The organism is Paracoccus sp. MC1854, assembly GCF_014164635.1.
GTDB lineage: Bacteria > Pseudomonadota > Alphaproteobacteria > Rhodobacterales > Rhodobacteraceae > Paracoccus.
In genome coordinates, this window is sequence record NZ_JACJFU010000006.1 from 140,777 (window position 1) to 167,765 (window position 26,989).

Genomic DNA, 26,989 nt, shown 5'->3' on the forward strand with positions numbered 1-26,989 from the left:
TTTCGGCAAGGCGATGAATTTTCTGCTTGCAGCCACGCCTGGCTTTGCCTAGATACCGCTCCACGCCGCGCGGCCAAGGCTGCAGACGCGAAAAGGTGGCCCGTTCGTCTATCGGTTAGGACGTCAGGTTTTCAACCTGAAAAGAGGGGTTCGACTCCCCTACGGGCTGCCACTTTCCCTTTATAGCAAGAAGCTGGCCGTTCATGGTGCGGTCTTTGGCGATCTGGTCGCCGAAGATGGCGAGGGCTCCGCCGCCGGTTCAGGTCACCTGCCCACAGCATCGAACACTGTCGGGCTCATGTGGCCGGGATGGACATGAACGAGGGCAATGGACCTCCGCTTCCCGGTCAGGCTGAAAAGCCGCGGCCGGCACCCAGCACGGGGTCATGCGGCGGCCGGGGTAGGGTGATCGAGGGGTCGCCCTCGCCTTTCTGCATGTCCGGGGTAACACCGCCCGGACAGGCGCCGACTAAGGCGAAATTGTCGCTCTGGCCACGGTTGCAATGGGCCAGCCCGGCGGGGACCACGACCACGTCCCCCGCCTCGATCCGGTGAATCTCGCCAGAAGGGCCGCCAAGCTGGATGTCGGCCCAGCCCGCGTAGCAGCCCAGCGCCTCATGCGTCGTCGCATGGTAGTGGCGAAACTCGTGGACGCCGTTCCGCCAGGCGCCGGTCCAGCCGTTCGCCGCAAACCTGTTCTCGAACCACGCGGGGCGCGGCTCGCCCACGCCCTTGTGGACGACCGGCGCGGTCACCGGCGCAGCCGCGCGATCAGGGATGAGGTGTCCCAGCGGCCGCCGCCCATCCCCTGCACGTCCTTGTAGAACTGGTCCACCAGCGCGGTGACGGGCAGGCTCGCCCCGGTTTCGTTGGCGGTCGCAAGGCAGATGCCAAGGTCCTTGCGCATCCAGTCCACCGCGAAGCCGAAGTCGTATTTCCCCTCGGCCATCGAGGCATGGCGGTTCTGCATCTGCCAGCTTCCGGCGGCGCCCTGGCTGATGACCCCGACCACCTCGGGAATCGAAAGGCCCGCGCGTTCAGCGAAGTTCAGCGACTCGGCAAGCCCCTGCATCAGTCCCGCAATGGCGATCTGATTGCACATCTTTGTCAACTGCCCGGCACCCGAGGGCCCCATCAGGCGGCAGATGCGGGCATAGGCGGCCATCACCAGCTCGGCGCTGGCGTAATCCTCGGGCGAGCCGCCGCACATGATGGAAAGCTGCCCGTTCTCGGCTCCCGCCTGACCACCCGAGACCGGCGCGTCCACGAAGCCGAGGCCCGCCGCCTGCGCCACCACCGCCAGCTCGCGCGTGACCTGTGCCGAGACCGTGGTGTGATCGACGAAGACCGCGCCCTTGGCCATGCCCGCGAAGGCGCCGTCCTCGCCGGTGCAGACCTGCCGCAGGTCGTCGTCGTTGCCGACGCAGGCCATGACGAACTCGGCCCCCTTGGCTGCGGCGCGGGGCGTCGTCGCGTGGCGGCCCTTGTGGCGGCTGGACCAGGCCTCGGCCTTGGCGGCGGTGCGGTTGTAGACGGTGACCTCGTGCCCTGCGGCGGCAAGATGCCCCGCCATCGGAAAGCCCATCACGCCCAGTCCCAGAAATGCCACCCGCGCCATCAATCCCTCCGGTCTGCCGCGTTGAAAAGCCGCGGCCGCTGCCCTATCAGCCTTGCACATTCCATTGCCTCCGCGCCCCGGTCAACCGGCGCCCGCCGATTTCAAGGACGTTCCCCACCCATGCTTTTGCTGTTTCGCTGGCTGGTCCGGCTGACCATCGGCCTGATGATCGGGTTCGTGGCGGCGGTGGTGCTGGCGTGGTATTTCGCCGTCCGTTCGCTGCCCGACTACGACGCGCAATTCGCACTGGCAGGGGTGCAGCAGCCGGTCGAGATCGTGCGCACGACCGAGAACGTGCCCCATATCCTTGCCGCCACCGACCACGACGCCTTCTTCGCGCTGGGCTTTGCCCATGCACAGGACCGGCTGTTCCAGATGGTGGTGCTGCGCCGCGCCGCGCAGGGGCGGCTGGCCGAGATGTTCGGCGAGCGCGCCTATGCCGCCGACGACCTTGCCCGCAGGCTTGGACTGTGGCGGAACGCGCAGGCCTCGGTCGAGGCGCAGGACGAACCCACGCAGGCCGCGCTGCTGGCCTATGCCGACGGGGTCAACGCCTGGGTGCAGCAGGTGAACGAAGGCGCACGGGGCCGAGGCGCGCCCGAGTTCTTCCTGCTGCCGGGCGACATCGCCTATTGGCAGCCGGCGGATTCGCTGGCGATCCTCAAGCTGGTGGCGGCAGGCGCCTCGGGTCAGATCCGGGCCGAGGTGATGCGGGCGCGGGTGTCGATTGCCGCCCCCCAGCGGGCGGGCGATCTGGTCGGCGCGGAAGGCGAGCCGCCGCTGCCCGGCTATGCCGCGCTGTTCGGCAGCGGTGCCCGCTTCGTCGTGCCTCCCGAAACCCCTGCGCCGGACTGGTTCGACTCGCTGGTCGGCTATGTCGGCGTCGGTCTGGGTGCGACTGCCAATGCATTTGCCGCCGCAGCCGAGCGGACAGCGGCGGGTGCGCCGCTGCTGGCGAACGATCCCCATGTGGCGCTGACGGCGCCCTCGCTGTGGTATCTGGCGCGGATGGACCTGCAGGCGGGCAGCGTCATCGGCGGCACGATCCCCGGCATTCCGGCGATCTTGGCCGGGCGCAACCCCGGCCTTGCCTGGGGGCTGACCCCGGCCTGGGTGGACGATCAGGACATCGTGATGGAGGAGGTGCAGCCCGGCGCCCCCGACCGCTATCTGGGCGATGGCGGCTGGCGCGATTTCAGCACCCGGCACGAGATCATCCGCGTCCACGGCGCAAGCGACCGCCGCATCACCCTGCGCGAGACCGAGGCCGGCCCCGTCATCCCGCCCGCGCAGCTTGGTCTGGCCGGGGTGACGCCTATGGGCCATGTCCCCGCGCTGCGCTGGACCGGGCTTTCGACCGCCGACACCACCATGACCGCGCTGGTCGCGCTGATGCAGTCACCGGACCGCGCCGAGGCGCAGCGGGCCGCCCGCGGCATCGTCGCCCCGGCGGTCGAGGTGACGCTGGCCGACGAAGACGGCATCGCGCAGGTCCTTGCCGGGGAGATCCCGCGCCGTGCCGCCGAGCATCCGACAGCGGGTCGAATGCCCGCGCCGGGGCGTGATCCGAATGTGCGCTGGCTCGATCCCGTTGCCCCCGGCGATCCGCTGAGGGCCACCGCGCTGTTGCAGGGCATGGTGGCCGCGACGGGGGCCGAGCGGGCCGCGGGCGCAGGGATTGCGCTGATCCCGCCGCCCGGCGGCACCGCATCGGATGGTTCCGATCCGCAGGCCGCGCTGACGACCATCCCTGCCTCATCCTTCGAAGAGACGAACCCTGCCGCCGGCACCGGCAAGGGGGCCACCCGCCCCCCGAACCTCGGGTATGACCGCGATGATCCGCTGCGGCTGTCGCGGCTGTCTCGGCTGCTTGCTGCGCGCGAGATCCATTCACGCGACAGTTTCATCGACGCGCAGCTCGATACGGTCAGCCCCACCGCCCGTGCGCTTCTGCCGATCGTCGGCGCCGAGCTGTGGTTCACCGGCGACCCTGCTGCGCCGGGCACCCCGGAACGCCAGCGGCAAGAGGCGTTGGCCCTGCTGGCCGAGTGGGACGGCAATATGAGCGAGCATCTGCCCGAACCGCTGATCTATTCCGCCTGGATGCGGCATCTGCAGGAGCGGCTGATCCATGACGAGCTTGGCCCGCTGGCCGGCGAACTTGGGGGCAGGTTGCAGCCGTCCTTCATCGACCGCGTGTTCCGCGACACGGACGGGGCCTCGGCCTGGTGCGACGTGGCCCAGTCCGCCCCCGTCGAGGACTGCGCCACCATCGCCCGGCAGGCCATGGACGCGGCCCTGATCGACCTGACGGCGCGCTTCGGGCCGGATGTGGAAAGCTGGCGCTGGGGCGACATCCATGTGGCGCGACACGAACATCCCGCGCTTGGGAGGATGCCGGTGATCGGATGGGTGGTAAGCCTCGTCCAGTCCACCTCGGGCGACGGGTCGAGCATCGCCCGCGCGCCCACGCTGGGGGGCGGAACGAACCCCTGGGCCGCAGTAGGGGGGGCGGGCTATCGCGGCGTCTACGACCTCGCCGACCCGGACAGCTCGGTCTTCGTGATCGCCACCGGGCAGTCGGGCCACCCGCTGTCGCGCCATTACGACGACCAGGCCGAACGCTGGCGGCGGGGCGAATATGTGGCGATGTCGCTGGACCCGACGCTGGCACGGGCAGGGGCAGTGGGCGTGACGGTGCTGACGGTGCAAGAGTGAGCGCCTTCACATCACAGGAGCGTATGCCGGACTATCCTGGTAAGAAGGAAAACAAGAGGGAAAGACATGCTCGTGCCAACCAGATGGGAGTGGAGCAGTCCCAAAGCCCAACGCAAGCTGCATACCGTTGAGGATCACATCCTGTGTACATATTCCATGTTGGTGGTCACGCGGCGCATGATGGTAAGTGCAAAGGCTGGAAAGCCAAACCCCTATCCAGACGGCCGGACTAAAGCCGCCAATATCACGATGTCGGATTTTCGGAAGCGAAGAAAGAACATCAGCAGCCTCGATCGGGATGATGCGCTGGCGCAAGACGCGCAGCCGATCTGCGCACACCTCGGCTGCATTGCCCCGACCTATCATTGGGATCATCTAATACCAAGAAGCAGACTGAAGGGTCACAACATCCCGCTCAATCAGGTGCGCTCTTGCCCGCGATGCAATACAAGCCGTGGAAACCAAGAGCTGATGGCGTGGCATCAACGGTACTTCACGTTCCCGAGCCTCGCCGTGCTGAGGAGGTATTTGAAGATATGTTACTTCTATTCGACACAGCATGGGTGTCTTGATCAGCCTGTCGAGGAAGCAATCCTCGATGGACTTCCGTTCGATCCGCGCAACCTGCCGCGCAAGTTCCCACCTGTCGAGAACCTTGTATGGGACTACGGCTACAGCGAATAACCTTCGGCCAGTTCGGCGTTCTGGTGTCGGCCAAGCTGGTGGCCTGACATCTTCCCGGCATGAAAAGCGCTCCATGGTCCGCTGGAAGCTCCCGCGGACCACTTCGATTACCGAGATGATCAGACCGCCTTCTTCAGCGCCTCGGCCAGATCGGTGCGTTCCCAACTGAAGCCCCCATCCGCCTCGGGTGCACGGCCGAAATGGCCGTAGGCGGCGGTGCGGCGATAGATCGGGCGGCACAGGTCCAGTTTGTCGCGGATGCCCTTGGGGGTCAGGTCCATGACCTCGCCCACCGCGCGCTCGATTTCCGCGTCGGAGATCTTGCCGGTGCCGAAGCTGTCGGCATAGATCGACAGCGGCGCCGCGACCCCGATCGCGTAGCTGAGCTGGATCACGCAGCGATCCGCCAGCCCGGCCGCGACCACGTTCTTGGCCAGATAGCGCGCTGCGTAAGCCGCCGAGCGGTCCACCTTGGTCGGGTCCTTGCCGGAAAACGCGCCGCCGCCGTGCGGGGCCGCGCCGCCATAGGTGTCCACGATGATCTTGCGCCCGGTCAGCCCCGCATCCCCGTCAGGGCCGCCGATCACGAAGGTGCCGGTCGGGTTGACGTGCCAGACGGTGTTTTCCGTCAGCCAGCCCTGGGGCAGCACCTCGCGCACATAGGGTTCCACGATGGCGCGGATGTCGTCCGAGGTCTGCGCCTCGTCCCTGTGCTGGTGGCTGACGACGATCTGCGTGACCTCGACGGGTTTGCCATCCTCGTAGCGCAGGGAAAGCTGCGACTTGGCGTCGGGGCCGAGCGTCGGTTCCGCGCCCGACTTGCGCGCCTCGGCCAGCCGGCGCAGGATCGCATGGGCATACTGGATCGGCGCCGGCATCAGTTCCGGCGTCTCGTTCACCGCATAGCCGAACATGATCCCCTGGTCGCCCGCGCCGCCGGTCTGGACCCCGCCCCAGATATGGGCGGACTGTTCGTGCAGGAAGTTCAGGACGTGGCAGGTGTTCCAGTGGAACTTTTCCTGCTCGTAGCCGATGTCGCGGATGACGCCGCGGGCGATCTCGGGGACGTCGCCCATGACCTCGGCCAGCCGGCCCTCGTCCTTCAGGCCGATCTCGCCGCCGATCACCACGGTCGCGGTGGTGGCGAAAGCCTCGCAGGCGACGCGGGCCTCGGGTTCCTCGGCCAGCAGCGCGTCGAGAACCGCGTCAGAAATCTGGTCGCACAATTTGTCGGGATGACCCTCCGAGACGGACTCGGAGGTGAAGACGTAGTTCTGACGGGACATGAACGCTCCATTGGGAACAAGACCGTGCCACGCCAGGAAGCCGTTGTGGGGGTCATGCGTGGGCCTACGCGAGCGGCCCGGTCGAGTCAATGCCTGCGCCTGCGGGCGATGGCAAGCCAACCGAGCGCCATTGCCATCAGCGTCAGCATCGGCGCATCGCCCCAGCGCCACCACAGGGTCGGTGTCAGGGCGCCCGGCAGCCGCGCGTCGATGATGCCGGCCTGATCCAGCGGCAGAACGGCCCGGATCTGTCCGCGGGCGTCGATCACGGCCGAGATGCCGGTATTGGCCGAGCGCAGCACCGGCAGGCCCGACTGGATCGCCCGCAGCCGCGCCTGCGCCAGATGCTGGTAGGGACCGGACCAGGTGCCGAACCAGGCGTCGTTGGTAATCTGCAGGATCCACTCGGGGCGATGGCCGCGCAGGAGGTGACGTTCGAAGATCGTCTCGTAGCAGATCATCGGCTGGAAGGGCGGCAGGCCGTCCAGCGCCAGCACCTGCGGGCCGGGGCCTGAACTGTAGCCGTTGCCGTATTGCGCCGCGAAGGCGGTGATGCCGAAGCGCGCCAGCGCATCGCCCCAGGGGATGTATTCGCCGAAGGGGACAAGGTGGAACTTGTCGTAGACCGCGCCGATGCGGGCGTCGGCGGTGAACTCGGCCAGGCTGTTGAACCAGGCCGAGCCTTCGCTGCGCTGGATGCCGGTGATCGTGGTGGCGCCTGAAGCCGCGGCGATGTCGGTCAGCACCGGTCGGGCGTCCTCCAGCAGGAAGGGCACTGCCGTTTCGGGCCAGACAACGGCATCCGGCCCCCCGGTCCCGAGTTCGGGCTTGAGCGGCAGCGCCGAGAGGCTGGTCAGGCGTTCGTAGAAGATGGGCGCCCACTGGGGGTGCCACTTCAGGGTCTGGTCGGCGTTCGGCTGGACCAGACGGATGATCCGGGGGTGGTCGGCGGGCAGGGGCTGGTTCAGCCGGGCAAGGCCCGCGAACCATGCCGCCCCGATCAGCATCGCCGCATTGGCGAGGCCGGGAAGCAGGGCTGCCGGCCCGTTCGGAGAGCGCGAAGGCCGCGTCCCAAGGACGATCAGCAGCGCCGCGCCCATGCTCAGCGCCGAAAGTCCCATGGCCCCGAACCATGCCGCGATCTGCCCGGCTGGCGTGTCGATCCAGACATGGCCGGTCAGCGCCCAGGGAAAGCCGGTGAAGATCCAGCCCCGCAGCCAGTCCGAGACCAGGATCGCCAGCGCCAGGGCTGCCGCGCGGCTGCGCCGGTCCCGGCCCGACCGAGGCGCGATCCATGCCGGAACCGCCCAGAACAACCCACCCCCGATCGCCATGAGGATCAGGGCGAAGGGCGACATCCAGCCGTAGATCTCGGCTTCGACAAGGAACGGCTGGGTGATCCAGAACAGCGCCAAGGCGAAATGCCCCGCGCCGAAAGCCAGCGCCCGCAAGCCCGCCCCGCGGGCAGAGACCACCCCCGACAGGCGCCACAGCATGGCAGCCAGCGCAAGCACCGTCAGCGGCCACAGCCCCCACGGCGCCTGGCCCATGGCGGCAATGACGCCGATGGCGAAGTCGGTCGCGATCCGCCCGGCCATCACGGTCCCGCCGGGGTGCGCAGCAGCCTTGGCGAGCGGCGCGCCGGCCGGCTGCATCCCTTCCGTCAGGCCTGCGGGGCCGAGTCCGAGACCCGGCCCGCTTCGGTCTGGTCCGCGTCCGGCACGGGCTGGTCACCCTGATCGGCCTGCAGACCAGAAGCAGCAGCGTCACCTGCTTGGTCGGCATCGGCGGGGGCCGAACCTTCCGGTGGAACGCCTGCTTCCGCGTCGGGGCGGCCATCTTCCTGCTCTGCCCGCGCATCCCGGCTATCGGCGGATGCTTCCGGGGCTGACCCGATGTCCGGCGGGTTTGCGGCCTCGTCGATGTTCAGGGCCGTGACCTCTCCGGGGCCTGCGTCCCGCCCTTCTTCGGCTGCGGGGGTTTCGGAAGACCCGGCAGGCGCTTCGGGCTGCGGGGCCTCGGCGGCTCCGGCTTCTTCGACGCTTGGGTCGGCCTTGGCAGGCTTGCGGCGGCTTCGGGTTGCACGGGGCTTCGCGGCAGGCTTGGCCTGCTTTGCAGGCTTGGCCTTGGCCGGCGGGGCTTCTGCGTCACCCTCGGGCTGAGTCGCTTTCGACGGTGCGTCCTGCGCGGGGGCCTCTGCGGCAACCTCGCTTTCGACCGCGATCTCGGGCGCCGAGTCCTCGGTCCCTGCGTCAGCCACCGTCTCGGCCGGGTCCGCGCTTTCCGCAACTGCGTCAAGCACCTGATCGTCGGCCGCCGTCTCTTTCACGGCCCGCCCCGAGCGGCTGCGGCGGGACCGCGTGCGCTTGGAGGGCGCAGCCGTCTCGGCCTCGCCATTGCCGTCCGCCTTGCGAGGGGCCGCCGCCTCTTGCCCATCGGCTTCTGCAGCGATCGCCTGTTCACGCGGCGCGTCCTCGCTGCGCTGCGCCGCACTGGTCATGCGGGCCTCGGTCACGACCAGAGCGTCGTTGAAGCTGGTCATCAGGAAATCGGGCGTATGATCGCCCATGCCGGTCACTGCCGGACCCCGGTCGCGGGGGCGCCGGTCGTCGCGGCGTTCCTCGCGCGCAGGCTCGCGCCGCTCGTCCCGACGCTCGCGGCTGCGGTCCTCACGCTCCTCGCGGGCGCCGTTGCTTGCAGCTTTGCGGCTTTCGCCAGCGCTGCCGGCCTTGGATTCCTGGAGTATGGGGCTTTCGATCACGTCCGCCTTTTCCCTCGCCGGTTCATCCCGCGGCGGACTGCGGCGAGAGCGCGTGCGGGTCGGGGCTCCACGCTGGTTGCCACGCTCGGATGCGGGGCGCGGCGGTTTCTGGGCCGCGTCGGAAAGCTGGAAGCCTTCCGGCAATGTGGCGCGGGGCAGGGTCTGCTTCACCAACGCCTCGATCGCCGACAGATATTTTTCGTCCGAGGGCGTGCCGATGGAAATCGCCGTGCCCTCGCGCCCGGCCCGGCCGGTGCGGCCGATGCGGTGGACATAGTCCTCGGCATGACTGGGCAGGTCGAAGTTGATGACATGGCTGACCGCTGGAATGTCCAGCCCCCGCGCCGCCACGTCCGAGGCCACGAGGAACCGCAGCGTGCCTTCGCGGAAGCCGTCCAGCGTCGCCGTGCGCACCCGCTGGTCCAGGTCGCCGTGGATGGGGGCCGCGTCATAGCCATGTGCCTTCAGGGACTTGGCGACGATGTCCACATCGGTCTTGCGGTTGCAGAAGATGATGGCGTTCTTCAGTCCCTCGCCTTCGGCGTCGATCAGGGCGCGCAGCAGCTCACGCTTCTGCTTGGCGCTTTGATCCCGGCGGGTGGGGGTGATCTCGACCAGCTTCTGGGTGATGGTTTCCGAGGTGGTCGCCTGGCGCGCGACCTCGATCCGCTCGGGGGCATGCAGGAAGGTGTTGGTGATCCGTTCGATCTCGGGCGCCATGGTGGCGCTGAAGAACAGCGTCTGCCGGGTAAACGGGGTCAACTGGAAGATGCGTTCGATATCCGGGATGAAGCCCATGTCGAGCATCCGGTCAGCCTCGTCCACGACCATGATCTGCACGCCGGTCAGCAGCAGCTTGCCGCGCTCGAAATGGTCCAGCAGGCGTCCGGGGGTCGCGATCAGCACATCGACGCCGCGGTCGATCAGCTTGTCCTGTTCGCCAAAGGACACGCCGCCGATCAGCAGCGCCTTGGTCAGCCTGGTGTGCTTGGCATAGGTGTCGAAGTTCTCGGCCACCTGCGCGGCCAGTTCACGGGTGGGGCAAAGGACCAGCGAACGCGGCATCCGCGCCCGCGCCCGGCCCCGGCCCAGCAGGGTGATCATCGGCAGCACGAAGCCCGCCGTCTTGCCGGTGCCGGTCTGGGCGATGCCCAGCACATCGCGGCCTTCCAGCGCAGGCGGGATGGCGCCCGCCTGGATCGGCGTCGGATTCTCATAGCCCGCCTCGGCAATCGCCTGCAGCACCTTGGGGTCGAGCTTGAGATCGGAGAATTTGGTCATAGGCGTCTTTCGAAAGGAGGTGTCGCTGTCCGACGCGCGAGTTCGCGCGATATGCGGGACGCGGCCTTCCATGCGCCCCTCGGTTGCCCGCCGGATGCGGGCCTCGCGCACCTACCGCAGAACCGGCCGCAGGTCAATGAAAAGCGCGATCGGATGCAGGTGGGGGCCTGCTGCGATGGTGTCAAGTTGCGCCCGGGCGGGGCGTTCATTTCCCGGCGCGGTTGCGGCGGGCAGGCGGCTTCGCTATCGCAGGACGGACAGGATGAGAGACCCATGAATATCTTCGCCGATATCCGCGCGCTGGTGATCCAGGCGCTGACCGACATGACCGAACAGGGCAGGCTGCCCGCCGGCCTGGACTTCGCCGCCGTCGCGGTGGAACCCCCGCGCGACGCCGCCCATGGCGACATGGCCACAAATGCCGCGATGGTGCTGGCGAAACCCGTGCGGATGAAGCCGCGCGAGATCGCCGACCTGCTGGCCGCCCGCCTGACCGACGATCCCCGCATCGCAAGCGCCGAGGTCGCGGGGCCGGGCTTCCTGAACCTGCGCCTTGTCCCCGGCACCTGGGCCGAGGTGCTGCGCGCGGCCCTGTCCGCCCCCGGCGACTATGGCCGCGTCCCTGCGGGGAACGGCCCGCGCGTCAACGTCGAGTTCGTCAGCGCCAACCCCACGGGTCCCATGCACGTCGGCCACATGCGCGGCGCCGTCTTCGGTGACGCGCTGGCGAACCTGCTGCAGTTCGCGGGCGAGGACGTGACCCGTGAATACTACATCAACGACGGCGGCGCGCAGGTCGATGTGCTGGCCCGTTCCGCCTATGAACGCTACCGCGAGGCGCATGGGCTTGAACCCCAGATCGCCGAGGGTCTCTATCCCGGCGACTACCTGATCCCGGTGGGCGAGGCGCTGAAGGTGCGCCATGGCGACAGCCTGCTCGACCGCCCCGAATCCGTCTGGCTGGCCGAGGTGCGCGACTTCGCCACCGAGGCGATGATGGACATGATCCGCGAGGATCTGGCGCTGCTGGGCATCCGCATGGACGTCTATTCCTCGGAAAAGGCGCTTTACGGCACCGGCCGGATCGAGGCCGCCATCGACCGGCTGCGGGCCGCAGGCTTGATCTACGAAGGCACGCTTGAGCCGCCCAAGGGCAAGACCCCCGACGATTGGGAACCGCGCAAGCAGACCCTGTTCCGGTCCAGCGCCCATGGCGACGACGTGGACCGGCCGGTGAAGAAGTCGGACGGCTCCTGGACCTATTTCGCCCCCGACATCGCCTATCACTGGGACAAGATCGACCGGGGCTTCGACCAGTTGATCGATATTTTCGGGGCCGACCATGGCGGCTATGTCAAGCGGATGCAGGCGGCGGTCTCGGCCCTGTCGAACGGCCGGGTGCCGCTGGATGTCAAGCTGATCCAGCTGGTCAAGCTGTGGAAGAACGGCGAGCCGTTCAAGATGTCCAAGCGGGCCGGGACCTTCGTCACCCTGCGCGACGTGGTGGAACAGGCGGGCCGCGACGTCACCCGCTTCCACATGCTGACGCGCAAGAACGACGCGGCGCTGGATTTCGACTTCGATCGCGTGCTGGAACAGTCCAAGGACAACCCGGTCTGGTATGTCCAGTATGCCAGCGCCCGCATCAACAGCGTGCTGCGCCGGGCGGGCGACATGGGTGTGGACATCTCGGACGCCGCGCTGACGCGGGCGGTCTCGGATCTGGAACACCCGGCCGCGCAGGCCTTGGCGCGCCGGATCGCCGAATGGCCCCGCACCGTGGAAATCGCCGCCCGCGCGCATGAGCCGCACCGGATCGCCTTCTACCTTTACGACCTCGCGTCGGACCTGCATGCCTTGTGGAACCTCGGCAACGACGAGGCGACGCTGCGTTTCGTCCAGGATGGTGACATCGCCGCAACAGCGCCGAAAATCGCGCTTGCCCGCGCAGTCGGCGTTGTCATTTCGGCTGGTTTGACTATCTTGGGCGTCACGCCGGCCAAGGAAATGCGCTGACCGAAGACGCATCCGGCCGGAACGTTGAGCGGCAATGAAAACCGGGGTTTACCCGGAACAGGCAGGACAGGATACGATGACGGTGGTGGATTTCCGCTCCGGCGGGTATGACGACGCACGCGGACCTCATGGGCGCGGCCAGCCCGACGCGTCCTTTCGGTCGCATGAATGGGACGAGGATTGGGACGATGCGCACCGCGCCGTGATCGCGGACGGTGTGCCGCTCAGCGACCGCGACAGCGTGCTGGGCCGGGTCGCGCGGCTGACGCATTACCTTGGCGCGCTCGTGTCGGTCGTCCTGATGATCAGCCTGATGATCTGGGGCTATCAGCTTGTTGTGCGCGACGTGTCTGGCGTTCCCGTCATCCGCGCGGTCGAGGGCGAGGGCCGGATCGCCCCCGACGAGCCGGGCGGGATGCTGTCCGACCGCTCGGGCTTTGCCGTCAACGACGTGGCCGCCGGGACCGAAAGGGTGCCGCTTGAACGCGTGGCGATCGCGCCCGCGCCGACCGCGCTGAGCGGCCAGGACGTCGCCATGGGCGAACTGGGCGTCACGGCGCGCGAGGCCCCGGTCACCGACGAGGTGGTCGAGGAAAACACCGTCCCGCTCGTGGCCATGTCCGATACCGAGGCCGCGCGCCTTGCCCGGATCGAGGCCGAGGAGGAAGCAGCTGCCGCCGCTGCCGCCGGGGTGCCGGCCGTCGCCCCCTCCGAAGCGGATGCGGTTTCGGTCGCCGCCGCCGTCACGGATGTGAATGGCGAACCCACCACGGACACCGCCATCACCGCCGCGCTGGCCGAGGCCGGGGCACTGCCCTCGGTGACGACGCCGACCCGTCCCGCGCCGCGTCCCCGTGTCGTTGCCGCGCTCGCGGCGCCGGCAGCGGCCTCGCCGCCCGCCGCTATGGTCGAGGCGCCTCTCCTGGCAGAGGCCGCACCGGTCGAGGCGCCGCGGGTCGCCTCCGGTTCACCGCTGGTCCAGATCGGTGCCTTTGACAGCGACGCCATCGCACAAAGCGAATGGGGCCGCGTGTCCGGCCGCTATGGCGACCTCTTTGCCGGGAAAGCCCCGGTGGTGCAGCAGCACAAGGCCGGCGGCCGCACCTTCTACCGGCTGCGCATCGCGGGCTTCGAAACCCGCGACGAGGCCCGCAGGTTCTGCGCCGCGCTGATCGCCGCCGGCACCGACTGCATTCCCGCGGCGGCGCAGTGAGCTTTGCTGGAACCGCCTCGTCCCGGACAGGCGGGGCAAAGGCGCATGGCGCCACCATTCTGGGGGTCGAGGGGCTGACGCTTGGCGCAGATGAGCGCGCCTTTCTGCGGGACGCTGATCCCTGGGGCTTCATCCTCTTTGCCCGCAACGTCGATCACCCCGGCCAGTTGCGCCGCCTGACCGGCGACCTGCGCGAGGCCGTCGGACGCGAGGCGGTGGTGATGGTCGATCAGGAGGGCGGCCGCGTCCAGCGCCTGCGTCCGCCGCACTGGACCGAATGGCCGCCCGCGATGGAAAGCGCCGCCGACGGCCGCCGGGCGGTCGAACTGCGCCACCGGCTGATGGGGCAGGAACTGCGCGCCGTCGGCATCGACGCGGACGCTGCCCCCTGCCTCGACATCGCGGATGCCGCCACCCATTCGTTTCTGAAGAACCGCTGCTTCGGCACGGACCCGGAAGCCGTGTCCCTGCTGGGCCGGGCCGCGGCGGACGGGTTGCTTGCCGCGGGCGTGCTGCCGATCGTCAAGCACCTGCCGGGCCATGGCCGGACGCGGGTGGACAGCCACCATGACCTGCCGGTGCTGGACGTGCCGCTGGATGAACTCGACGCCACCGACTTTGCCCCGTTCCGGGCGCTGAACGACCTGCCCATGGGCATGACCGCGCATATCCGGCTGACGGAACTGGACGACCGGCCCGCCACCGCCTCGCCCGCCGCGATCCGGCTGATCCGCGAGCGGATCGGCTTTCAGGGCCTGCTGATGAGCGATGACATCGGCATGAACGCCCTAACCGGCACCCCGGCGGAACGCGCCTCTGCCGCCATCGCCGCGGGCTGCGACCTCGTGCTGGCCTGCAACCTCAGCCGCGCCGGGCTCGCGCAGGTCGCCGAAGCCGCCGGGTCCATGACCCATCAGGCCATGGCCCGCGCCGAGGCCGCGCTTGCGCGCCGGGGTGCACCCGACCGGACTGCGGCCGCAGAGCTGCGGGCCGAACTTGCCGCGGTGCTTGCCGCCTGAAACCGGAAAACGGTCTGGCGGCCTGTGTTCGATCGGAAAGGCCGCTGCGAAGATGCCCCCCGCAGGTGGCAGCGCCCCCCTTACCCCAGCCAGGATCGCGCCAAGGCTGGCAGCGCCTCGAATCCATCGAGAACATGATCCGGCGCCAGCCGCGAGATAGCCGCGCCTTCCGGCCCGAAGCCGACAAGGGCCACCGGCACGCCCGCGGCGCGCGCGGTCTTCACGTCCGTCTCGGTGTCGCCCAGCAGGAACGAGTGCCGGACATCGCCGCCGGCTTGCTCGACCGCGGCCACATAGGGGCGGGGGTCGGGCTTGCGGACCGGCAGGCTGTCGGCGCCGATCATGCCGGTGAAATATTCGCGCACCTTCAGGACGGACAGGAGCTTCTCGGCCAAGGCCGATGGCTTGTTGGTGCAGATCGCCAGCCTGTAGCCTTGGGCCGCAAGCGCCGTCATGGCCTGTTCGGCGCCGTCGTAAAGGCGGGTCGAATCGGCAAGGCAACCGTCATAGAATTCGAGAAGCCGGGGAAAATCGACTTCCTCCGCCTCGGGCGGCAGCAGCCTGTCGGCCGGCATCCGCGCATAGCCCGCGCGCAGCATGGCGCGGCCGCCGTGAAAGGCGATCCCCGCATCCGCCGCGGGGTCCAGCAGGCGGCCCAGCCCGCGGCTTTCGAAACAGGCATTGGCCGCCGCAATCAGGTCGGCCGACGTGTCGGCCAGCGTCCCGTCCAGATCGAAGACCACCGTGCCGCGTCCGCCCTGCGCCATGTTTCCGTAACCTTTCGACAAGTTCTGTGACCGCTGCGGCCCTTCCCGTTCCCGCTGCGCCTAGCTAGAAGGCCCGCAAAGATCAATGAAGCGAGGGGCGGATGACGGAACGTGCGGTTGCGCTGATCGTGCTTGCGGCGGGGCAGGGCAGCAGGATGCTGTCGGATCTGCCCAAGGTCCTGCACCGGCTGGGGGGCGTGCCGCTGGTCGGGCACGCGCTGGCCGCCGGCCGCAGCCTCGACCCCGAGCGGGTGATCGTCGTGGCGGGCCATGGGGCCGAGGCGGTGACGAAAGCTGTGGGCAGGCTGAACCCCGAGGCGCGGATCGCGATCCAGCCCGAACAGCTCGGCACCGGCCATGCCGTGGCGCAGGCCCTGCCGCTGCTGGAGGGCTTCGACGGCAAGGTGGTCGTCCTTTACGGCGACACCCCCTTCATTGGCGAGGAAACACTGGCCGCTCTGGTCAGCCACCCGGCGGATGTGGTCGTTCTTGGCTTTGAGGCCGCTGATCCGGGCCGCTATGGCCGACTGGTCACAAAAGGTGACAGCCTCGATCGCATCGTGGAGTTCAAGGAGGCCGACGAGGCGACGCGGGCGATCCGGCTGTGCAACTCGGGCGTGATGGCGGTGGAGGCGGACCTGCTGCGCGATCTTGTCGGGCGGCTGGGGAACGACAACGCGGCGGGCGAATATTACCTGACTGACGTTGTGGGCCTCGCCCGCGCCGAGGGACGCGATGCTGCGGTCGTGACCTGTGACGAGGCCGAAACGCTGGGTATCAACACTCGCGCCGAACTCGCCGCAGCCGAGGCCGCCTTTCAGTCCCGCCTCCGCGCCGAGGCCCTTGAGAACGGCGTCACCATGGCCGACCCGGCGACGGTCTGGTTCGCGCCTGATACCGTCATCGGCCGCGACGCGGTCATCGGCCAGAACGTCGTCTTCGGCCCCGGCGTCACCGTCGAAAGCGGTGCCGAGATCCTGCCCTTCTGCCACCTTGAGGGCTGCCATGTCTCGGCGGGTGCCACCGTCGGTCCCTTCGCCCGCCTGCGCCCCGGCGCGGAACTGGGGGGCGATGTCCATGTCGGCAACTTCGTCGAAGTGAAGAACTCGGTTCTGGCCGAGGGCGTCAAGGTCGGCCACCTGACCTATCTGGGCGATGCCGAGATCGGCGAGCGCACCAACATCGGGGCGGGCACCGTGACCTGCAATTACGACGGCGTCGGCAAGCACCGCACGGTGATCGGGGCGGATGCCTTCATCGGCTCGGACACAATGCTGGTCGCGCCGGTGCGGGTGGGCGCGCGGGCAATGACCGGCTCGGGATCGGTCATCACGGCCGACGTGCCGGACGACGCCTTGGCCTTGGGACGCACCCGGCAGGTGACGAAGCCGGGACTTGCCGCAAGGATCATGCAGGCGCTTCGGGCAGCGAAGGGGAAAGCATAATGTGCGGGATCATCGGGATACTCGGCAGGAACCAGGTGGCGCCGCAACTGGTCGAGGCGCTGCGGCGCTTGGAATACCGCGGCTATGACAGCGCGGGCGTGGCGACCGTGGACGGCGAGGGGCGGCTGGACCATCGCCGCGCCGTGGGCAAGCTGGTGAACCTGTCGGACCTGCTGGTGCTGGACCCGCTGGAAGGCCATGCCGGCATCGGCCATACCCGCTGGGCCACCCATGGCGCCGCGACGGAAGGAAACGCCCACCCGCACAAGCACGGTCCCATCGCCGTCGTCCATAACGGCATCATCGAGAACTTCCGCGAGCTGCGCGCCGACCTCGCCGCCCATGGCATCGCCGCGCAGACCGACACCGACACCGAGACGGTCGCGCTGCTGACAGGCCACCACATGGCGCAGGGGATGACGCCAGTCGAGGCCGTCCGCGCCACGCTGGCCCGCCTGCAGGGCGCCTTCGCGCTGGCCTTCCTGTTCGAGGGCGAGGCCGACCTGATGATCGGCGCCCGCAAGGGCAGCCCGCTGGCGCTGGGGCATGGGGATGGGGAAATGTTCCTCGGCTCGGACGCCATTGCGCTGGCGCCCTTCACCGACCGGATCACCTATCTGGAAGACGGCGATCATGTCGTCATCACCCGCGCAGGTGCGGCGATCTTCGACCGCGAGAACCGGCAGACCAGCCGCGACACCGCCCGCATCGACGTGGGGGCCACCGCCATAGACAAGGGCGGCTACCGCCATTTCATGGCGAAGGAGATCGCCCAGCAGCCGGTGGTGCTGGGCGATGCGCTGGGCCATTACGTCAAGGACGGGCGGATCGTGCTGCCCGACAGCCTTGATTTCGCACAGGTGGACCGGCTGACGCTGGTTGGCTGCGGCACGGCCTATTACGCGGCCTATGTGGCGAAATACTGGTTCGAGCGGATCGCGGGCCTGCCCTGCGACGTGGATGTCGCCTCCGAGTTCCGCTATCGCGAGCCGCCGCTGTCGCCGCAAAGCTGGGCGGTCTTCGTCAGCCAGTCGGGCGAGACGGCGGACACTCTGGCGGCGTTGCACTACTGCAAGGGCAAGGTTGCGAAGACGCTGGGGGTGGTGAACGTCGGCACCTCGGCCATCGCGCGGGACGCCGACATCGCGCTGCCGATCCTTGCCGGGGTCGAGGTGGGCGTGGCCTCGACCAAGGCCTTCACCTGCCAGTTGGCGGTGCTTGCGGTGCTGGCGCTCAAGGCGGCATCCGACCGGGGGGTGCTGTCGCCGCAGGACCTGTCGGCGCATCTGGACGACCTGCTCTCCGTTCCCGCCTTGGTCGCACAGGCGGTGGGTGCCAGTGACGACTGCCGCCGCTTGGCCGATTGGCTTTCCGAGGCGCAGGACGTGCTGTTTCTGGGCCGTGGGGCGCTGTTCCCGATCGCGCTGGAAGGTGCGCTGAAGCTGAAGGAAATCAGCTACATCCACGCGGAAGGTTACGCCTCGGGTGAACTCAAGCACGGGCCGATCGCGCTGATCGACCGCAACGTGCCGGTTGTCGTGATCGCGCCCAGCGACCCCCTGTTCGAGAAAACCGTCTCGAACATGCAGGAGGTCATGGCGCGGCATGGCCAAGTGCTGCTGGTGTCGGACGCCGAGGGGATCGAGGCGGGGGGCGAGGGCGCCCGGGCCACGCTGACCATGCCTGCAGGCGCAGGGGTCTTTGCGCCCATCGTCTACGCGGTGCCGATGCAGTTCCTCGCCTATCACACGGCGGTCGCCAAGGGCACGGACGTGGACCAGCCGCGCAACCTCGCGAAGTCCGTGACGGTGGAGTGAGCGCGCGATTTCCTCGGCCGGCGGCAACCACTCGGCCTTGTCGGGTGTTCGTCCGCCATGAGCGACAGCATCATCGACACCCTGCATGAAGCAGACGTTGCCCTGTCCGTCGAGGCAGGGCAGTTCCGCGACCACGCCGCCGTCGAGGCGGCGGGTTTCCTCAGCGAGATCGCCGACCAGCCCCCCGCCTTCACCCTCGCGGCCGTGGCGACGGTTGCGGGGCTTGTCAGCGGACGCTCGCGGCTGGCCGAGGGCGGTCTGCGGGCGTTGGCCTCGCTGTGGGTGGCGACGCAGATCAAGTCGCGAATCAAGTCCGCCGTGGTGCGGACCCGCCCCTACAAGCTGCTGGAGGAAGGCCATTACGAGACCGGCGTGAACGGCCCCGATGAGCCGGATTACAATTCCTTCCCCTCGGGGCATACGGCGGATGCAGTGGCTGCGGCCCGCGCCATCGGCCGGGTTGCCCCGGATGCGGGCGGGCCGATGCTGGCGGCGGCGGGCATCGTCGGATTGGTGCAGGTGCCCCGCGCCAAGCACCATCTTGCGGATGTGGTGGCGGGCGCCGTCGTGGGCCTTGTCGCCGAGGCGGCGGTCAGCGCGCTGTTCGACGCCGCGCGGATCAGGCCCCGGCTGCGGGCGGGCCTGCGCGACCGTCGCGGGTGATCCTCAGGCGCGGCGCGGGATCAGCGTTGCGGTGTAAAGCACCAGCGCGACCCAGATCAGCGGAAAGGCGATCAGCCGCACGCCCTCGAAGGGTTCGCGGAAGACCAGCACCGCGGTCAGGAACACCATTGTCGGCGCCACATACTGCAGCACGCCCATCGTGGACAGTCGCAGCAGCTTGGCGCCGTTGGCGTAAAGCATCAGCGGCACGGCGGTGATCAGCCCGGTCCCGGCCAGCAGCAGCGTGTCATGGGCGTTGGTGCCGAAGTGATTCTGCCCGGTGAAGGCCAGCCACAGCACGTAAGCTGCGGCAAAGGGAAACAGCAGCAGCACCTCGACCGTGAAGCCCTCGTTCGGGGGCAGGGGCAGGCGGCGCTTGCAATAAGCGTAGGTGCCCCAGCTCAGCGTCAGCGACAGCGCGACCACGGGCAGGCCGCCCGCCGCGATCGTCAGCAGCGCCACGGCCAGCGCGGCCAGCGAGATCGCGGCCAGTTGCGGCCGCGTCAGCCGCTCACCCAGCAGCGTCCAACCCAGCAGCACGTTGAACAGGGGGTTGATGTAATAGCCCAGCGCCGCCTCAATCGTCTGGCCGTTCGCGATCGCCCAGACATAGACCAGCCAGTTGAGCGAGATCAGCGCCGCCGTCACGGCTGCCATTGCGACCAGGCGCGGCTGGCGCAGGGTGGCGATGACAGTCCCGAACTGCCCATGGTGCCCCAGCACGACCAGCGCGATGGGCAGCGACCACAGGACCCGGTGCGCGATCACCTCGGCCGGCGACACATGGGCAAGGCCGTGCAGATACAGGGGGATCACGCCCCAGATCAGGTAGGCGCCGATGCCGAAGGCCAGACCGCGGGGGGAATCATGGGGGCTCATGCCGATGTCGATAGCCCCGCCGCGCGGCAGCTTCCACTGGCTGCATGCAGGCCGCATGGATTTCCTGCGAAGCGGAAAGCGGCGCTTGATGCGTTCCCGCCTGCAGCGTAACCCTGCCCCATGCGAATCCTTTTTCTGGGCGACGTGATGGGCCGGGCCGGGCGGCGGGCGATCACCGAGCGGCTTGCCGGGCTGAAGGCGCGGCTGAAGGCCGACTTCACCATCGTCAACGGCGAGAATGCCAGCGGCGGCATGGGCCTGACCGCGCCGCACGCGCGGCTGATCCTGGACGCGGGCGCCGATTGCATCACGCTGGGCGACCATGCCTTCGACCAGAAGGACATGCTGTCCTTTGTCGAGGATGAGCCGCGCGTCCTGCGGCCCCTGAACTATGCGCGCGAGGCGCCTGGCCGCGGCCACCGGGTCTTCGAGGATGCCCGCGGGCGCAAGGTGCTGGTCCTGCAGGCGCTTGGGCAGGTGTTCATGAAGCGTCCCTTCGACGATCCCTTCAGCGCCGTGGACCGAGTGCTGCGGGCGCATCCCCCGGGCGGGCTGGTGCAGGCGGCGGTGGTGGATTTCCATGCCGAGGCCACCAGCGAGAAGATGGCGATGGGGCATTACTGCGACGGCCGCGCCAGCCTCGTGGTCGGCACCCACACCCATGTGCCGACCGCCGACACCCAGGTTCTGCCGCGCGGCACCGCCTATCAGTCCGACGCCGGCATGTGCGGCGACTATGACAGCGTCATCGGCATGGACAAGGCCGAGCCGATGCGCCGCTTCCTGACCGGCATGGGGCGCGACCGCTTCACCCCCGCCGAGGGAGAGGCCACACTGTCGGGCGTCCTTGTCGTCACCGACGACCGCAGCGGGCTTGCCACGGCGGTCGAGCCGGTGCGCGACGGCGGGCGGCTGATGCAGGCCCCCGCCTGACGGCGCGAGCCGGGCTTTCCTTGCGCTTGCTGCGCAAATCGGGCACCCCTCGCCCCGGCAGCCGACCGGCATACCCAGAAACGAGGTTCCCCGCATGTTCGGAATCGAACTGACCGGCAGCACCGCCGCCATCACCACCCTTGTCATCATCGCCGGGATGTTCGTGCTGTTCGTGCGCGAACGCCACCCGCCCGAGGTGATCGCCGTGGGGGTGGCCGCGCTGATGCTGGTGTTGGGCCTGGCGCCCTACGAGGACTCGGTCGGCGTCCTGTCGAACAGCGCGCCCTGGACCATCGCCTTCATGTTCATCATCATGGGCGGGCTGCTGCGGACCGGCGCACTGGACCGGTTGAGCCGGCTGGTATCGGCCCGCGCCGACACCCACCCGCTGATGACCATCGCGGGGATGTTCGCCTTTGTCTGCGTGGCCTCGGCGATCATGAACAACACGCCGGTCGTGGCGGTGATGATTCCCATCGTCATCCAGGTCGCCCGCAAGGCCGGCATTTCCGCGTCCAAGCTGCTGATGCCGTTGAGCTACTTCACCGTGATGGGCGGCATGATCACGCTGATCGGGACCTCGACGAACCTGCTGGTGGACGGCGTCGTCCGCGCGCGCGGAATGGAGCCCTTCGGCATCTTCGACATCGCCCCCGTCGGTCTTGCCGTCACGGCGGCGGGTGCGGCCTTCATCGCGCTGGTGGGCTGGCGCCTGCTGCCCGAGCGCGGCTCGATGTCGTCCTTCCTGACCGACAGGACGCAGATGAAGTATTTCACCGAGATCGCCATCCCCCAGGACAGCAATCTCGTCGGCATGAACATCGCCGAGGTGAAGACCTTCAAGCGCGAGGATGTGCGGGTCATCGACGTGCTGCGGGGGGACGCCTCGCTCCGTCGCCAGATGGGCGAGGTCGTGCTTGAGGCGGGCGACAGGGTGGTGCTGCGCTCGGGAATGGCCGACCTGCTGGAAATGCAGCAGGACAAGGACCTGCGCGCGCTGGACAAGCTGTCCTCGGTGCAGACCGAAACGGTCGAGGTGCTGATCTCGCCCGGCGCGCGGATGATCGGGCGGCGGCTGGGCGATCTGCGGCTGCGCCGCCGCTATGGCATCTATCCCATCGCCGCGCACCGGCGGAACCAGAACATCGGCCGGCAGCTTGACGATCTGGAGATCCGGGTCGGCGACACGCTGCTGCTGGAAGGCGCGCCCGAGGACATCGCCCGGCTTGCCGCCGACATGGATCTCGTGGACGTGTCGCATCCGACCACCAAGCCCTTCCGCCGCCGCCATGCGCCCATCGCCACCGCCGCCCTTCTGGGCGTGGTGCTGCTGGCCGCGCTGGACGTGGCGCCGATCATGGGGCTGGCGTTCCTCGCCTCGGCCATCATCCTGATCACCCGCTGCGTCGATGCCGACGAGGCCTTCGGCTTCGTCGAGGCGCGGCTGCTGGCCCTGATCTTCGCCATGCTGGTGATCGGCGAGGCGCTGGACGCGACCGGTGCGGTCAACCTGATCGTGGATGCGGTGGCGCCGATGCTGTCGGGTCTCAGCCCCTTCTGGACGCTGATCGCGGTCTATTTCCTCGGCCTCGTCATGACCGAGATCCTGTCGAACAACGCCGTGGCCGTGATCCTGACCCCCATCGCCATCGAGCTTGCCCTGCAGCTTGGCCACGACCCCCGCGCCTTCGTGGTGGCGGTCATGTTCTCGGCCTCGGTCGCCTTCGCGACGCCCATCGGCTATCAGACGCACATGATGGTCTACGGGCCGGGCGGCTACAAGTTCACCGACTTCATGCGGCTGGGCATCCCGCTGGACATCGTGACGGGGATCGTGGCCTGCCTGACGATCCCGCTGATCTGGCCGCTCTAGCCGTCCGGTCCCCCGGTTTGATGGTGTTTTCTTTCCTGGGGAATGGAAGGACGCGCCACGGGCAGGGTTCGCTACTCAGGCGCCGAAGCCGGTGTGGACGGCGTGTTCCGCCGCGGCAGCCAGGGTCTTGCGGTCGTGGCCCGCGACCGGGATGGGCGGGTGAAGGGTCACGGTGATGCGCCCCTGCCTCGGCTCTGCCAGCACGGCCAGAAGATGCGGGGCCAGGTCCATGTCGCCCCACCATCCGTAAAAGCGCGGATCGCGCCCGGGCGGAGACTCGTAGCGCACGCTCACCGGCTGGATCGCCAGCCCATTCGGCAGGGCGGGATCGAAAAAGGCTTGGAACAGCGTCGGCTTGAACGGAAGAACCCGCCGGCCGTCGGTGCTGGTGCCTTCGGGAAAGAACAGCAGCCGGTGCCCCAGCGCGGTGCGTTCCGTGAACTCGGCCGCCTGCGCGCGGGCAAGGCGGGGGTCGCGGGTGACGAAATGCGTATCCGTCACGCGGGTCAGGATGTTGATGCCGGGCCAGCCCGCGACCTCGGCCTTGCTGACGAAGAACACCGGGGCCGCCGCGTTCAGCGCGAAGATGTCGAGCCAGCTTGAGTGGTTCGCGACTATTGCGCCCGGACCCTTCATCGGCTGCCCGAGCCTGCGCCACCTGAACCCCAAGCACCACAGGCACAGCCGGCAGACACCCTGCACCCAGGGGCCCGTCACAGGCCGACGGCGACCGGCGGCAAGGCATTCCGCCGCCCGCAGCGGCAGGATCAGCAGCACGCCGGCCAGCAGGACCGACAGCACCGCGCTGCCCCGCAGAAGAACAAGCACCCAGCCCAGCGGTGAGGGGCGCGGGGCCGCAAGCGGCGGCTTGCCGCGCCATGTGCCGGCGCGGCGCGTGGGCCTGTCCTCGGCATCGCGCGGGCTGGTCATGCGCCCTGCCAGCGGTCCTGGTAATAGCGCCGGTGCCGGTCGGACATTGCGGCGGTATCCATCAACAGGAACACGTCCGTCGTGTTGAAATCGTGGTCGAGCCATGCGCCCTCGCCGACGACTCCGCCCAGTCGCAGATAGGCCTTGATCAGGGCGGGCATGGCTGCAATCGCCGCCTGGCGGTTCAGGCTTTCCGGCGCCACCAGGTCCATGCGCTGGAAATGCGGCGGGCGTGCCACGGGGCGCAATTCGGGGGGGGCAAGGTGCCTGTGATGCAGCCATGACAGCGCCTGCGCCAGCGGCGCGACATCGGTGCCGTGAAAGCTCGCGACGCCGAACAGGATGTCGATCCGGTTGTCCAGGACATAATCCGCCAGCGCATTCCACAGCAGGAACATTCCCGAGCCGCCGCGGAACGCCGGGTCCACGCAGGACCGGCCGAGTTCCACCAGCCGCCGGCCGGACGCCTTCAGCGGCGACAGGTCATATTCGCTTTCGGAATAATAGCGGCCGAACCGCTCGGCCACGTCGCTGCGAAGCAGGCGGTAGGCGCCGATGACGTGATCGCCCGCCGCAGGATCGCGCCGGGTGTCAACCAGCATCAGGTGATCGACCATGACATCGAACTCGTCCCGTTCCAGCCCCGCCTCGTGATCGACCATCGGCCCGTCGCCGCCAAGCTCTTGCACGAAGACGCGATACCGCAACCGCTGGGCCGCCCGCAGATCACTGTCGTCCCCACCAAGGCGCACGGCCAGCCAGCCAGGATCAGTCTTCATCGTGGCTTTTCCGACACAGTGAAAGGACAGGAATGTTGCCTGAACAATACAGGGCACACGAGCGGCGGAAATCCGCTTGACTCAATGAGCAGTTGTAACGACTTCATGAGCGCAATCTTGAATACATTGTCAGGAGACGTGATTGACCAATTCCAGTTCGATTTGGCGCCCATCCAGCACGAGCTTGCCCATTTCAGGGAAGTTTATCGTCACCTTGCCGCCGATCCGCGACTGCACCTGTCCCACGCCCCATTCCGGTGCGGCACGGTTCCTGACCAGCATGCCGGGTTCGAGGATCTCGACAGTCATCCGCGCCCTTTCGCGAGGTTTGGGCCTCAAGGCTACCGGACGATGACCTACGTCACAATCCCGTTGAGGCAAACCGGCCCTGCAACGGGCGCAGAACTGGCCGGCCTTGTCGCGGCCCGCTTGTGCCATGATCTCGTGTCGCCGCTTGGCGCCATCGGTAATGGTGTCGAGTTGCTGGAAATGTCGGGCGAACATTCCGGCATCGCCAATTCTCCCGAACTGACGCTGATCGGCGAAAGCGTGCGCGCCGCCCGGGCGCGGGTGCGGCTTTACCGGATGGCCTTCGGTCACGCCCCCCCCGACCATCGCGTGGCCGTGATGGAAATTGCCCAGCTTGCCCATGATTACGCCCGGGGTGCGCGCCTGACCATCGCCGTCGAGGCGGGGGGCGACACCTCGCGGATCGAGGCGCGGATGCTGCTTCTGTCGCTGATGTGCATGGATACGGCGATGCCCTGGGGCGGAAACGTGACCGTCATACGCGAAGGCGCAGGATGGCGCATGCGGGGGCAGGCCTCGCGCATGCGGGCGGAACCGGGGCTGTGGCAGTCGCTGGAACCGGCCAAGGGTCCGCATCCGGCGCCCGCGCCCTCCGAAGTGCATTTCGCCATGTTGGGAACCCTGGCCGCCGAACACGGCCGCCCGATCGCCTGGTCGCTGGATGCAGAAGGCGCGGCGCTCGGCTTCTGAGCCCGTTCAGCCCCGGATCGTCCCGTCTCCGGTCACGAGATACTTGAAGCTGGTCAGTTGCTCGGCCCCCACGGGGCCGCGGGCGTGCAGCTTGCCGGTGGCGATGCCGATCTCGGCGCCCATCCCGAACTCGCCCCCGTCCGCGAACTGGGTCGAGGCGTTCCGCATCAGGATGGCGGAATCGAGCCCGCGGAAGAAGCGGTCCGCCGTGGCGTCGTCTTCCGTCAGGATCGCCTCGGTATGGCCCGAGCCATGACGGCGGATATGGTCGATCGCCTCGTCCACCCCGTCCACCAGCCGCACGGCGATGATGCTGTCCAGGAACTCGCGCCCGAAATCCTCGGGGCGGGCGGGCAGGGTGCCGGGGAGGTCGGCCAGCTCGCCATCGGCCCGCACCTCGACGCCCGCGTCCAGAAGGTCGCGGAGCAGCACGTCGCCATGCCTGTCGCGGAAGGCGCGGTCGATCAGCAGGCATTCGGCCGCCCCGCAGATGCCGGTGCGCCGGGTCTTGGCGTTCAGCACAACGCGGCGGGCCTTGGCCGCGTCGGCGGCGCCGTCGGCATAGATGTGGCAGATGCCTTCCAGATGGGCGAAGACGGGCACCCGCGCCTCGGACTGGACCAGCCCGACCAGCCCCTTGCCGCCGCGCGGGATGATGACGTCGATCAGCCCCTGCGCCCGCAGCATGGCGGTCACGGCGGCGCGGTCGCGCATCGGCACGATCTGGATCGCATTCTCGGGCAGCCCGGCGGCGCGCAGCCCCTGCACCATGGCGCGGTGGATCGCGGCCGAGGAATGGATGCTGTCGGTCCCGCCCCGCAGGATGACCGCATTGCCCGATTTCAGCGCCAGGGCGCCGGCATCGGCGGTCACGTTCGGGCGGCTTTCGTAGATCACGCCCAGCACCCCGATGGGGGTGGCCACCCGTTGGATATGCAGCCCGCTTGGCCTGTCCCATTCGGCCAGCACCCGGCCGACCGGATCGGGCTGCCGGGCGACTGCCGCGACCCCTTCTGCGATGGCCGCGATGCGGGCAGGGTCCAGCCGCAGCCGGTCCACCATCGCGGGCGGCAGGTTCTTTTCGGCGGCATGGGACAGGTCGCGGGCGTTCGCCTCCATGATCCCGGCATCGGCCTCGCGGATCGCCGCTGCTGCGGCAAGCAGGGCGTCCCGCTTCTGCCCGGAGGGGGCCTGCGCCAGCACGGCCGCGGCCTCGCGGGCAAGCGCCCCCATGCGGGCGATCAGTTCGTCGGCGGATTCGTGCATGTCGTTCATCGTCAAGCCTGACCGGGACCCGTGGTCCGGCAG

At 68.6% G+C, this 26,989-nt stretch carries 21 protein-coding genes, 1 tRNA gene, 1 pseudogene and 1 riboswitch; of the genes and pseudogenes, 12 read left to right on the top strand and 11 right to left on the bottom strand.

What is annotated here, in order from left to right; all coding sequences use genetic code 11:
* Nucleotides 1-97: 97 nt before the first annotated feature.
* Nucleotides 98-172 (top strand) — tRNA-Glu (locus H5395_RS07360).
* Between the two features lie 175 nt (nt 173-347).
* Here the strand turns inward: H5395_RS07360 and H5395_RS07365 are convergent.
* Both H5395_RS07365 and H5395_RS07370 read right to left on the bottom strand, forming a co-directional pair.
* On the bottom strand, nt 348-755 hold the full coding sequence (locus tag H5395_RS07365) for a cupin domain-containing protein (protein ID WP_182791919.1): 408 nt from the start codon (nt 753-755) through the stop codon (nt 348-350).
* On the bottom strand, nt 752-1,618 hold the full coding sequence (locus tag H5395_RS07370) for an NAD(P)-dependent oxidoreductase (protein WP_182791920.1): 867 nt from the start codon (nt 1,616-1,618) through the stop codon (nt 752-754). Before H5395_RS07370 ends, H5395_RS07365 begins: the two co-directional genes overlap by 4 nt.
* A 120-nt stretch (nt 1,619-1,738) precedes the next feature.
* Between H5395_RS07370 and H5395_RS07375 the strand changes: the two genes are divergently transcribed.
* Together H5395_RS07375 and H5395_RS07380 are read left to right on the top strand one after the other, a co-directional pair.
* A complete protein-coding gene (locus H5395_RS07375) occupies nt 1,739-4,336 on the top strand; it encodes a penicillin acylase family protein (protein ID WP_182791921.1) in 2,598 nt (865 codons plus the stop codon).
* Nucleotides 4,337-4,402: 66 nt separating this feature from the next.
* Nucleotides 4,403-5,020, top strand: coding sequence for an HNH endonuclease (locus H5395_RS07380; RefSeq protein ID WP_182791922.1), 618 nt, complete (start codon nt 4,403-4,405; stop codon nt 5,018-5,020).
* A gap of 119 nt (nt 5,021-5,139) precedes the next feature.
* On the opposite strand, the gene metK is transcribed toward H5395_RS07380, so the two are convergent.
* The 3 genes and pseudogenes from metK to H5395_RS18830 all read right to left on the bottom strand — a co-directional run.
* Nucleotides 5,140-6,306 carry a methionine adenosyltransferase gene (gene metK / locus H5395_RS07385; RefSeq protein WP_182791923.1) on the bottom strand — a complete coding sequence of 389 codons (1,167 nt, stop codon included), beginning with the start codon at nt 6,304-6,306 and terminating at the stop codon, nt 5,140-5,142.
* Nucleotides 6,307-6,309: 3 nt separating this feature from the next.
* A riboswitch (SAM-SAH riboswitch) is annotated at nt 6,310-6,361 on the bottom strand.
* Nucleotides 6,362-6,392: 31 nt separating this feature from the next.
* Nucleotides 6,393-7,961, bottom strand: a complete 1,569-nt coding sequence (gene lnt / locus H5395_RS07390; protein ID WP_255440556.1) for an apolipoprotein N-acyltransferase — start codon at nt 7,959-7,961, stop codon at nt 6,393-6,395.
* 875 nt (nt 7,962-8,836) lie between these two features.
* Nucleotides 8,837-10,348: pseudogene (locus H5395_RS18830) on the bottom strand (DEAD/DEAH box helicase); the annotation flags it as partial.
* A 273-nt stretch (nt 10,349-10,621) separates the two neighbouring features.
* Here H5395_RS18830 and argS point away from each other — a divergent pair.
* The 3 genes from argS to nagZ all read left to right on the top strand — a co-directional run bounded on the left by argS (nt 10,622) and on the right by nagZ (nt 14,596).
* A complete protein-coding gene (argS, locus tag H5395_RS07400) occupies nt 10,622-12,364 on the top strand; it encodes an arginine--tRNA ligase (RefSeq protein WP_182791925.1) in 1,743 nt (580 codons plus the stop codon).
* A gap of 76 nt (nt 12,365-12,440) precedes the next feature.
* On the top strand, nt 12,441-13,577 hold the full coding sequence (locus H5395_RS07405) for an SPOR domain-containing protein (RefSeq protein ID WP_182791926.1): 1,137 nt from the start codon (nt 12,441-12,443) through the stop codon (nt 13,575-13,577).
* The gene (gene nagZ, locus H5395_RS07410) at nt 13,574-14,596 is read left to right on the top strand and encodes a beta-N-acetylhexosaminidase (protein ID WP_182791927.1); all 1,023 of its coding nucleotides are present in this window, start codon (nt 13,574-13,576) and stop codon (nt 14,594-14,596) included. The genes H5395_RS07405 and nagZ overlap by 4 nt, the downstream gene beginning before the upstream one ends.
* 80 nt (nt 14,597-14,676) lie before the next feature.
* Here the strand turns inward: nagZ and H5395_RS07415 are convergent, their stop codons facing one another.
* Nucleotides 14,677-15,363, bottom strand: a complete 687-nt coding sequence (locus H5395_RS07415; protein ID WP_182791928.1) for an HAD-IA family hydrolase — start codon at nt 15,361-15,363, stop codon at nt 14,677-14,679.
* A 101-nt stretch (nt 15,364-15,464) separates the two neighbouring features.
* Between H5395_RS07415 and glmU the strand changes: the two genes are divergently transcribed.
* The 3 genes from glmU to H5395_RS07430 are packed head-to-tail and all read left to right on the top strand — an operon-like array spanning nt 15,465 to nt 19,288.
* Nucleotides 15,465-16,808: a bifunctional UDP-N-acetylglucosamine diphosphorylase/glucosamine-1-phosphate N-acetyltransferase GlmU gene (gene glmU, locus H5395_RS07420; protein WP_182791929.1), complete on the top strand. Its 1,344-nt coding sequence runs from the start codon at nt 15,465-15,467 to the stop codon at nt 16,806-16,808.
* Nucleotides 16,808-18,625: a glutamine--fructose-6-phosphate transaminase (isomerizing) gene (gene glmS / locus H5395_RS07425; RefSeq protein ID WP_182791930.1), complete on the top strand. Its 1,818-nt coding sequence runs from the start codon at nt 16,808-16,810 to the stop codon at nt 18,623-18,625. Before glmU ends, glmS begins: the two co-directional genes overlap by 1 nt.
* 57 nt (nt 18,626-18,682) lie before the next feature.
* Nucleotides 18,683-19,288 (top strand): phosphatase PAP2 family protein, encoded by a 606-nt coding sequence (locus H5395_RS07430; protein WP_182791931.1) that lies wholly within the window; start codon nt 18,683-18,685, stop codon nt 19,286-19,288.
* 3 nt (nt 19,289-19,291) lie between these two features.
* Here H5395_RS07430 and rarD read toward each other — a convergent pair whose 3' ends face one another.
* The gene (gene rarD, locus H5395_RS07435; RefSeq protein ID WP_182791990.1) at nt 19,292-20,167 is read right to left on the bottom strand and encodes an EamA family transporter RarD; all 876 of its coding nucleotides are present in this window, start codon (nt 20,165-20,167) and stop codon (nt 19,292-19,294) included.
* Nucleotides 20,168-20,287: 120 nt separating this feature from the next.
* On the opposite strand from rarD, the gene H5395_RS07440 reads away from it, so the two are divergent.
* Nucleotides 20,288-21,100, top strand: coding sequence for a TIGR00282 family metallophosphoesterase (locus H5395_RS07440; protein WP_182791932.1), 813 nt, complete (start codon nt 20,288-20,290; stop codon nt 21,098-21,100).
* A 94-nt stretch (nt 21,101-21,194) separates the two neighbouring features.
* The gene (locus H5395_RS07445; RefSeq protein WP_182791933.1) at nt 21,195-22,973 is read left to right on the top strand and encodes an SLC13 family permease; all 1,779 of its coding nucleotides are present in this window, start codon (nt 21,195-21,197) and stop codon (nt 22,971-22,973) included.
* A gap of 75 nt (nt 22,974-23,048) precedes the next feature.
* Here H5395_RS07445 and H5395_RS07450 read toward each other — a convergent pair whose 3' ends face one another.
* The 3 genes from H5395_RS07450 to H5395_RS07460 form a co-directional block, all read right to left on the bottom strand.
* A complete protein-coding gene (locus H5395_RS07450; RefSeq protein WP_182791934.1) occupies nt 23,049-23,903 on the bottom strand; it encodes a 1-acyl-sn-glycerol-3-phosphate acyltransferase in 855 nt (284 codons plus the stop codon).
* A complete protein-coding gene (locus H5395_RS07455) occupies nt 23,900-24,682 on the bottom strand; it encodes a GNAT family N-acetyltransferase (protein ID WP_182791935.1) in 783 nt (260 codons plus the stop codon). Before H5395_RS07455 ends, H5395_RS07450 begins: the two co-directional genes overlap by 4 nt.
* A gap of 129 nt (nt 24,683-24,811) precedes the next feature.
* The gene (locus tag H5395_RS07460; RefSeq protein ID WP_182791936.1) at nt 24,812-24,991 is read right to left on the bottom strand and encodes a DUF3553 domain-containing protein; all 180 of its coding nucleotides are present in this window, start codon (nt 24,989-24,991) and stop codon (nt 24,812-24,814) included.
* A 42-nt stretch (nt 24,992-25,033) separates the two neighbouring features.
* Between H5395_RS07460 and H5395_RS07465 the strand changes: the two genes are divergently transcribed.
* On the top strand, nt 25,034-25,681 hold the full coding sequence (locus H5395_RS07465) for a histidine phosphotransferase family protein (protein WP_182791937.1): 648 nt from the start codon (nt 25,034-25,036) through the stop codon (nt 25,679-25,681).
* Nucleotides 25,682-25,687: 6 nt separating this feature from the next.
* Here H5395_RS07465 and H5395_RS07470 read toward each other — a convergent pair whose 3' ends face one another.
* Nucleotides 25,688-26,947, bottom strand: a complete 1,260-nt coding sequence (locus tag H5395_RS07470; RefSeq protein ID WP_370576410.1) for a glutamate-5-semialdehyde dehydrogenase — start codon at nt 26,945-26,947, stop codon at nt 25,688-25,690.
* Nucleotides 26,948-26,989: the final 42 nt, after the last annotated feature.

Coding starts and splice junctions, on each gene's coding strand:
- H5395_RS07370 (WP_182791920.1), bottom strand. CDS start 1,618: ATGGCGCGGGTGGCATTTCTGGGACTGGGCGTGATGGGCTTTCCGATG.
- H5395_RS07375 (WP_182791921.1), top strand. CDS start 1,739: ATGCTTTTGCTGTTTCGCTGGCTGGTCCGGCTGACCATCGGCCTGATG.
- H5395_RS07380 (WP_182791922.1), top strand. CDS start 4,403: ATGCTCGTGCCAACCAGATGGGAGTGGAGCAGTCCCAAAGCCCAACGC.
- metK (WP_182791923.1), bottom strand. CDS start 6,306: ATGTCCCGTCAGAACTACGTCTTCACCTCCGAGTCCGTCTCGGAGGGT.
- lnt (WP_255440556.1), bottom strand. CDS start 7,961: ATGCAGCCGGCCGGCGCGCCGCTCGCCAAGGCTGCTGCGCACCCCGGC.
- argS (WP_182791925.1), top strand. CDS start 10,622: ATGAATATCTTCGCCGATATCCGCGCGCTGGTGATCCAGGCGCTGACC.
- H5395_RS07405 (WP_182791926.1), top strand. CDS start 12,441: ATGACGGTGGTGGATTTCCGCTCCGGCGGGTATGACGACGCACGCGGA.
- H5395_RS07415 (WP_182791928.1), bottom strand. CDS start 15,363: ATGGCGCAGGGCGGACGCGGCACGGTGGTCTTCGATCTGGACGGGACG.
- glmU (WP_182791929.1), top strand. CDS start 15,465: ATGACGGAACGTGCGGTTGCGCTGATCGTGCTTGCGGCGGGGCAGGGC.
- glmS (WP_182791930.1), top strand. CDS start 16,808: ATGTGCGGGATCATCGGGATACTCGGCAGGAACCAGGTGGCGCCGCAA.
- H5395_RS07430 (WP_182791931.1), top strand. CDS start 18,683: ATGAGCGACAGCATCATCGACACCCTGCATGAAGCAGACGTTGCCCTG.
- rarD (WP_182791990.1), bottom strand. CDS start 20,167: ATGAGCCCCCATGATTCCCCCCGCGGTCTGGCCTTCGGCATCGGCGCC.
- H5395_RS07440 (WP_182791932.1), top strand. CDS start 20,288: ATGCGAATCCTTTTTCTGGGCGACGTGATGGGCCGGGCCGGGCGGCGG.
- H5395_RS07445 (WP_182791933.1), top strand. CDS start 21,195: ATGTTCGGAATCGAACTGACCGGCAGCACCGCCGCCATCACCACCCTT.
- H5395_RS07450 (WP_182791934.1), bottom strand. CDS start 23,903: ATGACCAGCCCGCGCGATGCCGAGGACAGGCCCACGCGCCGCGCCGGC.
- H5395_RS07455 (WP_182791935.1), bottom strand. CDS start 24,682: ATGAAGACTGATCCTGGCTGGCTGGCCGTGCGCCTTGGTGGGGACGAC.
- H5395_RS07460 (WP_182791936.1), bottom strand. CDS start 24,991: ATGACTGTCGAGATCCTCGAACCCGGCATGCTGGTCAGGAACCGTGCC.
- H5395_RS07465 (WP_182791937.1), top strand. CDS start 25,034: ATGACCTACGTCACAATCCCGTTGAGGCAAACCGGCCCTGCAACGGGC.
- H5395_RS07470 (WP_370576410.1), bottom strand. CDS start 26,947: ATGCACGAATCCGCCGACGAACTGATCGCCCGCATGGGGGCGCTTGCC.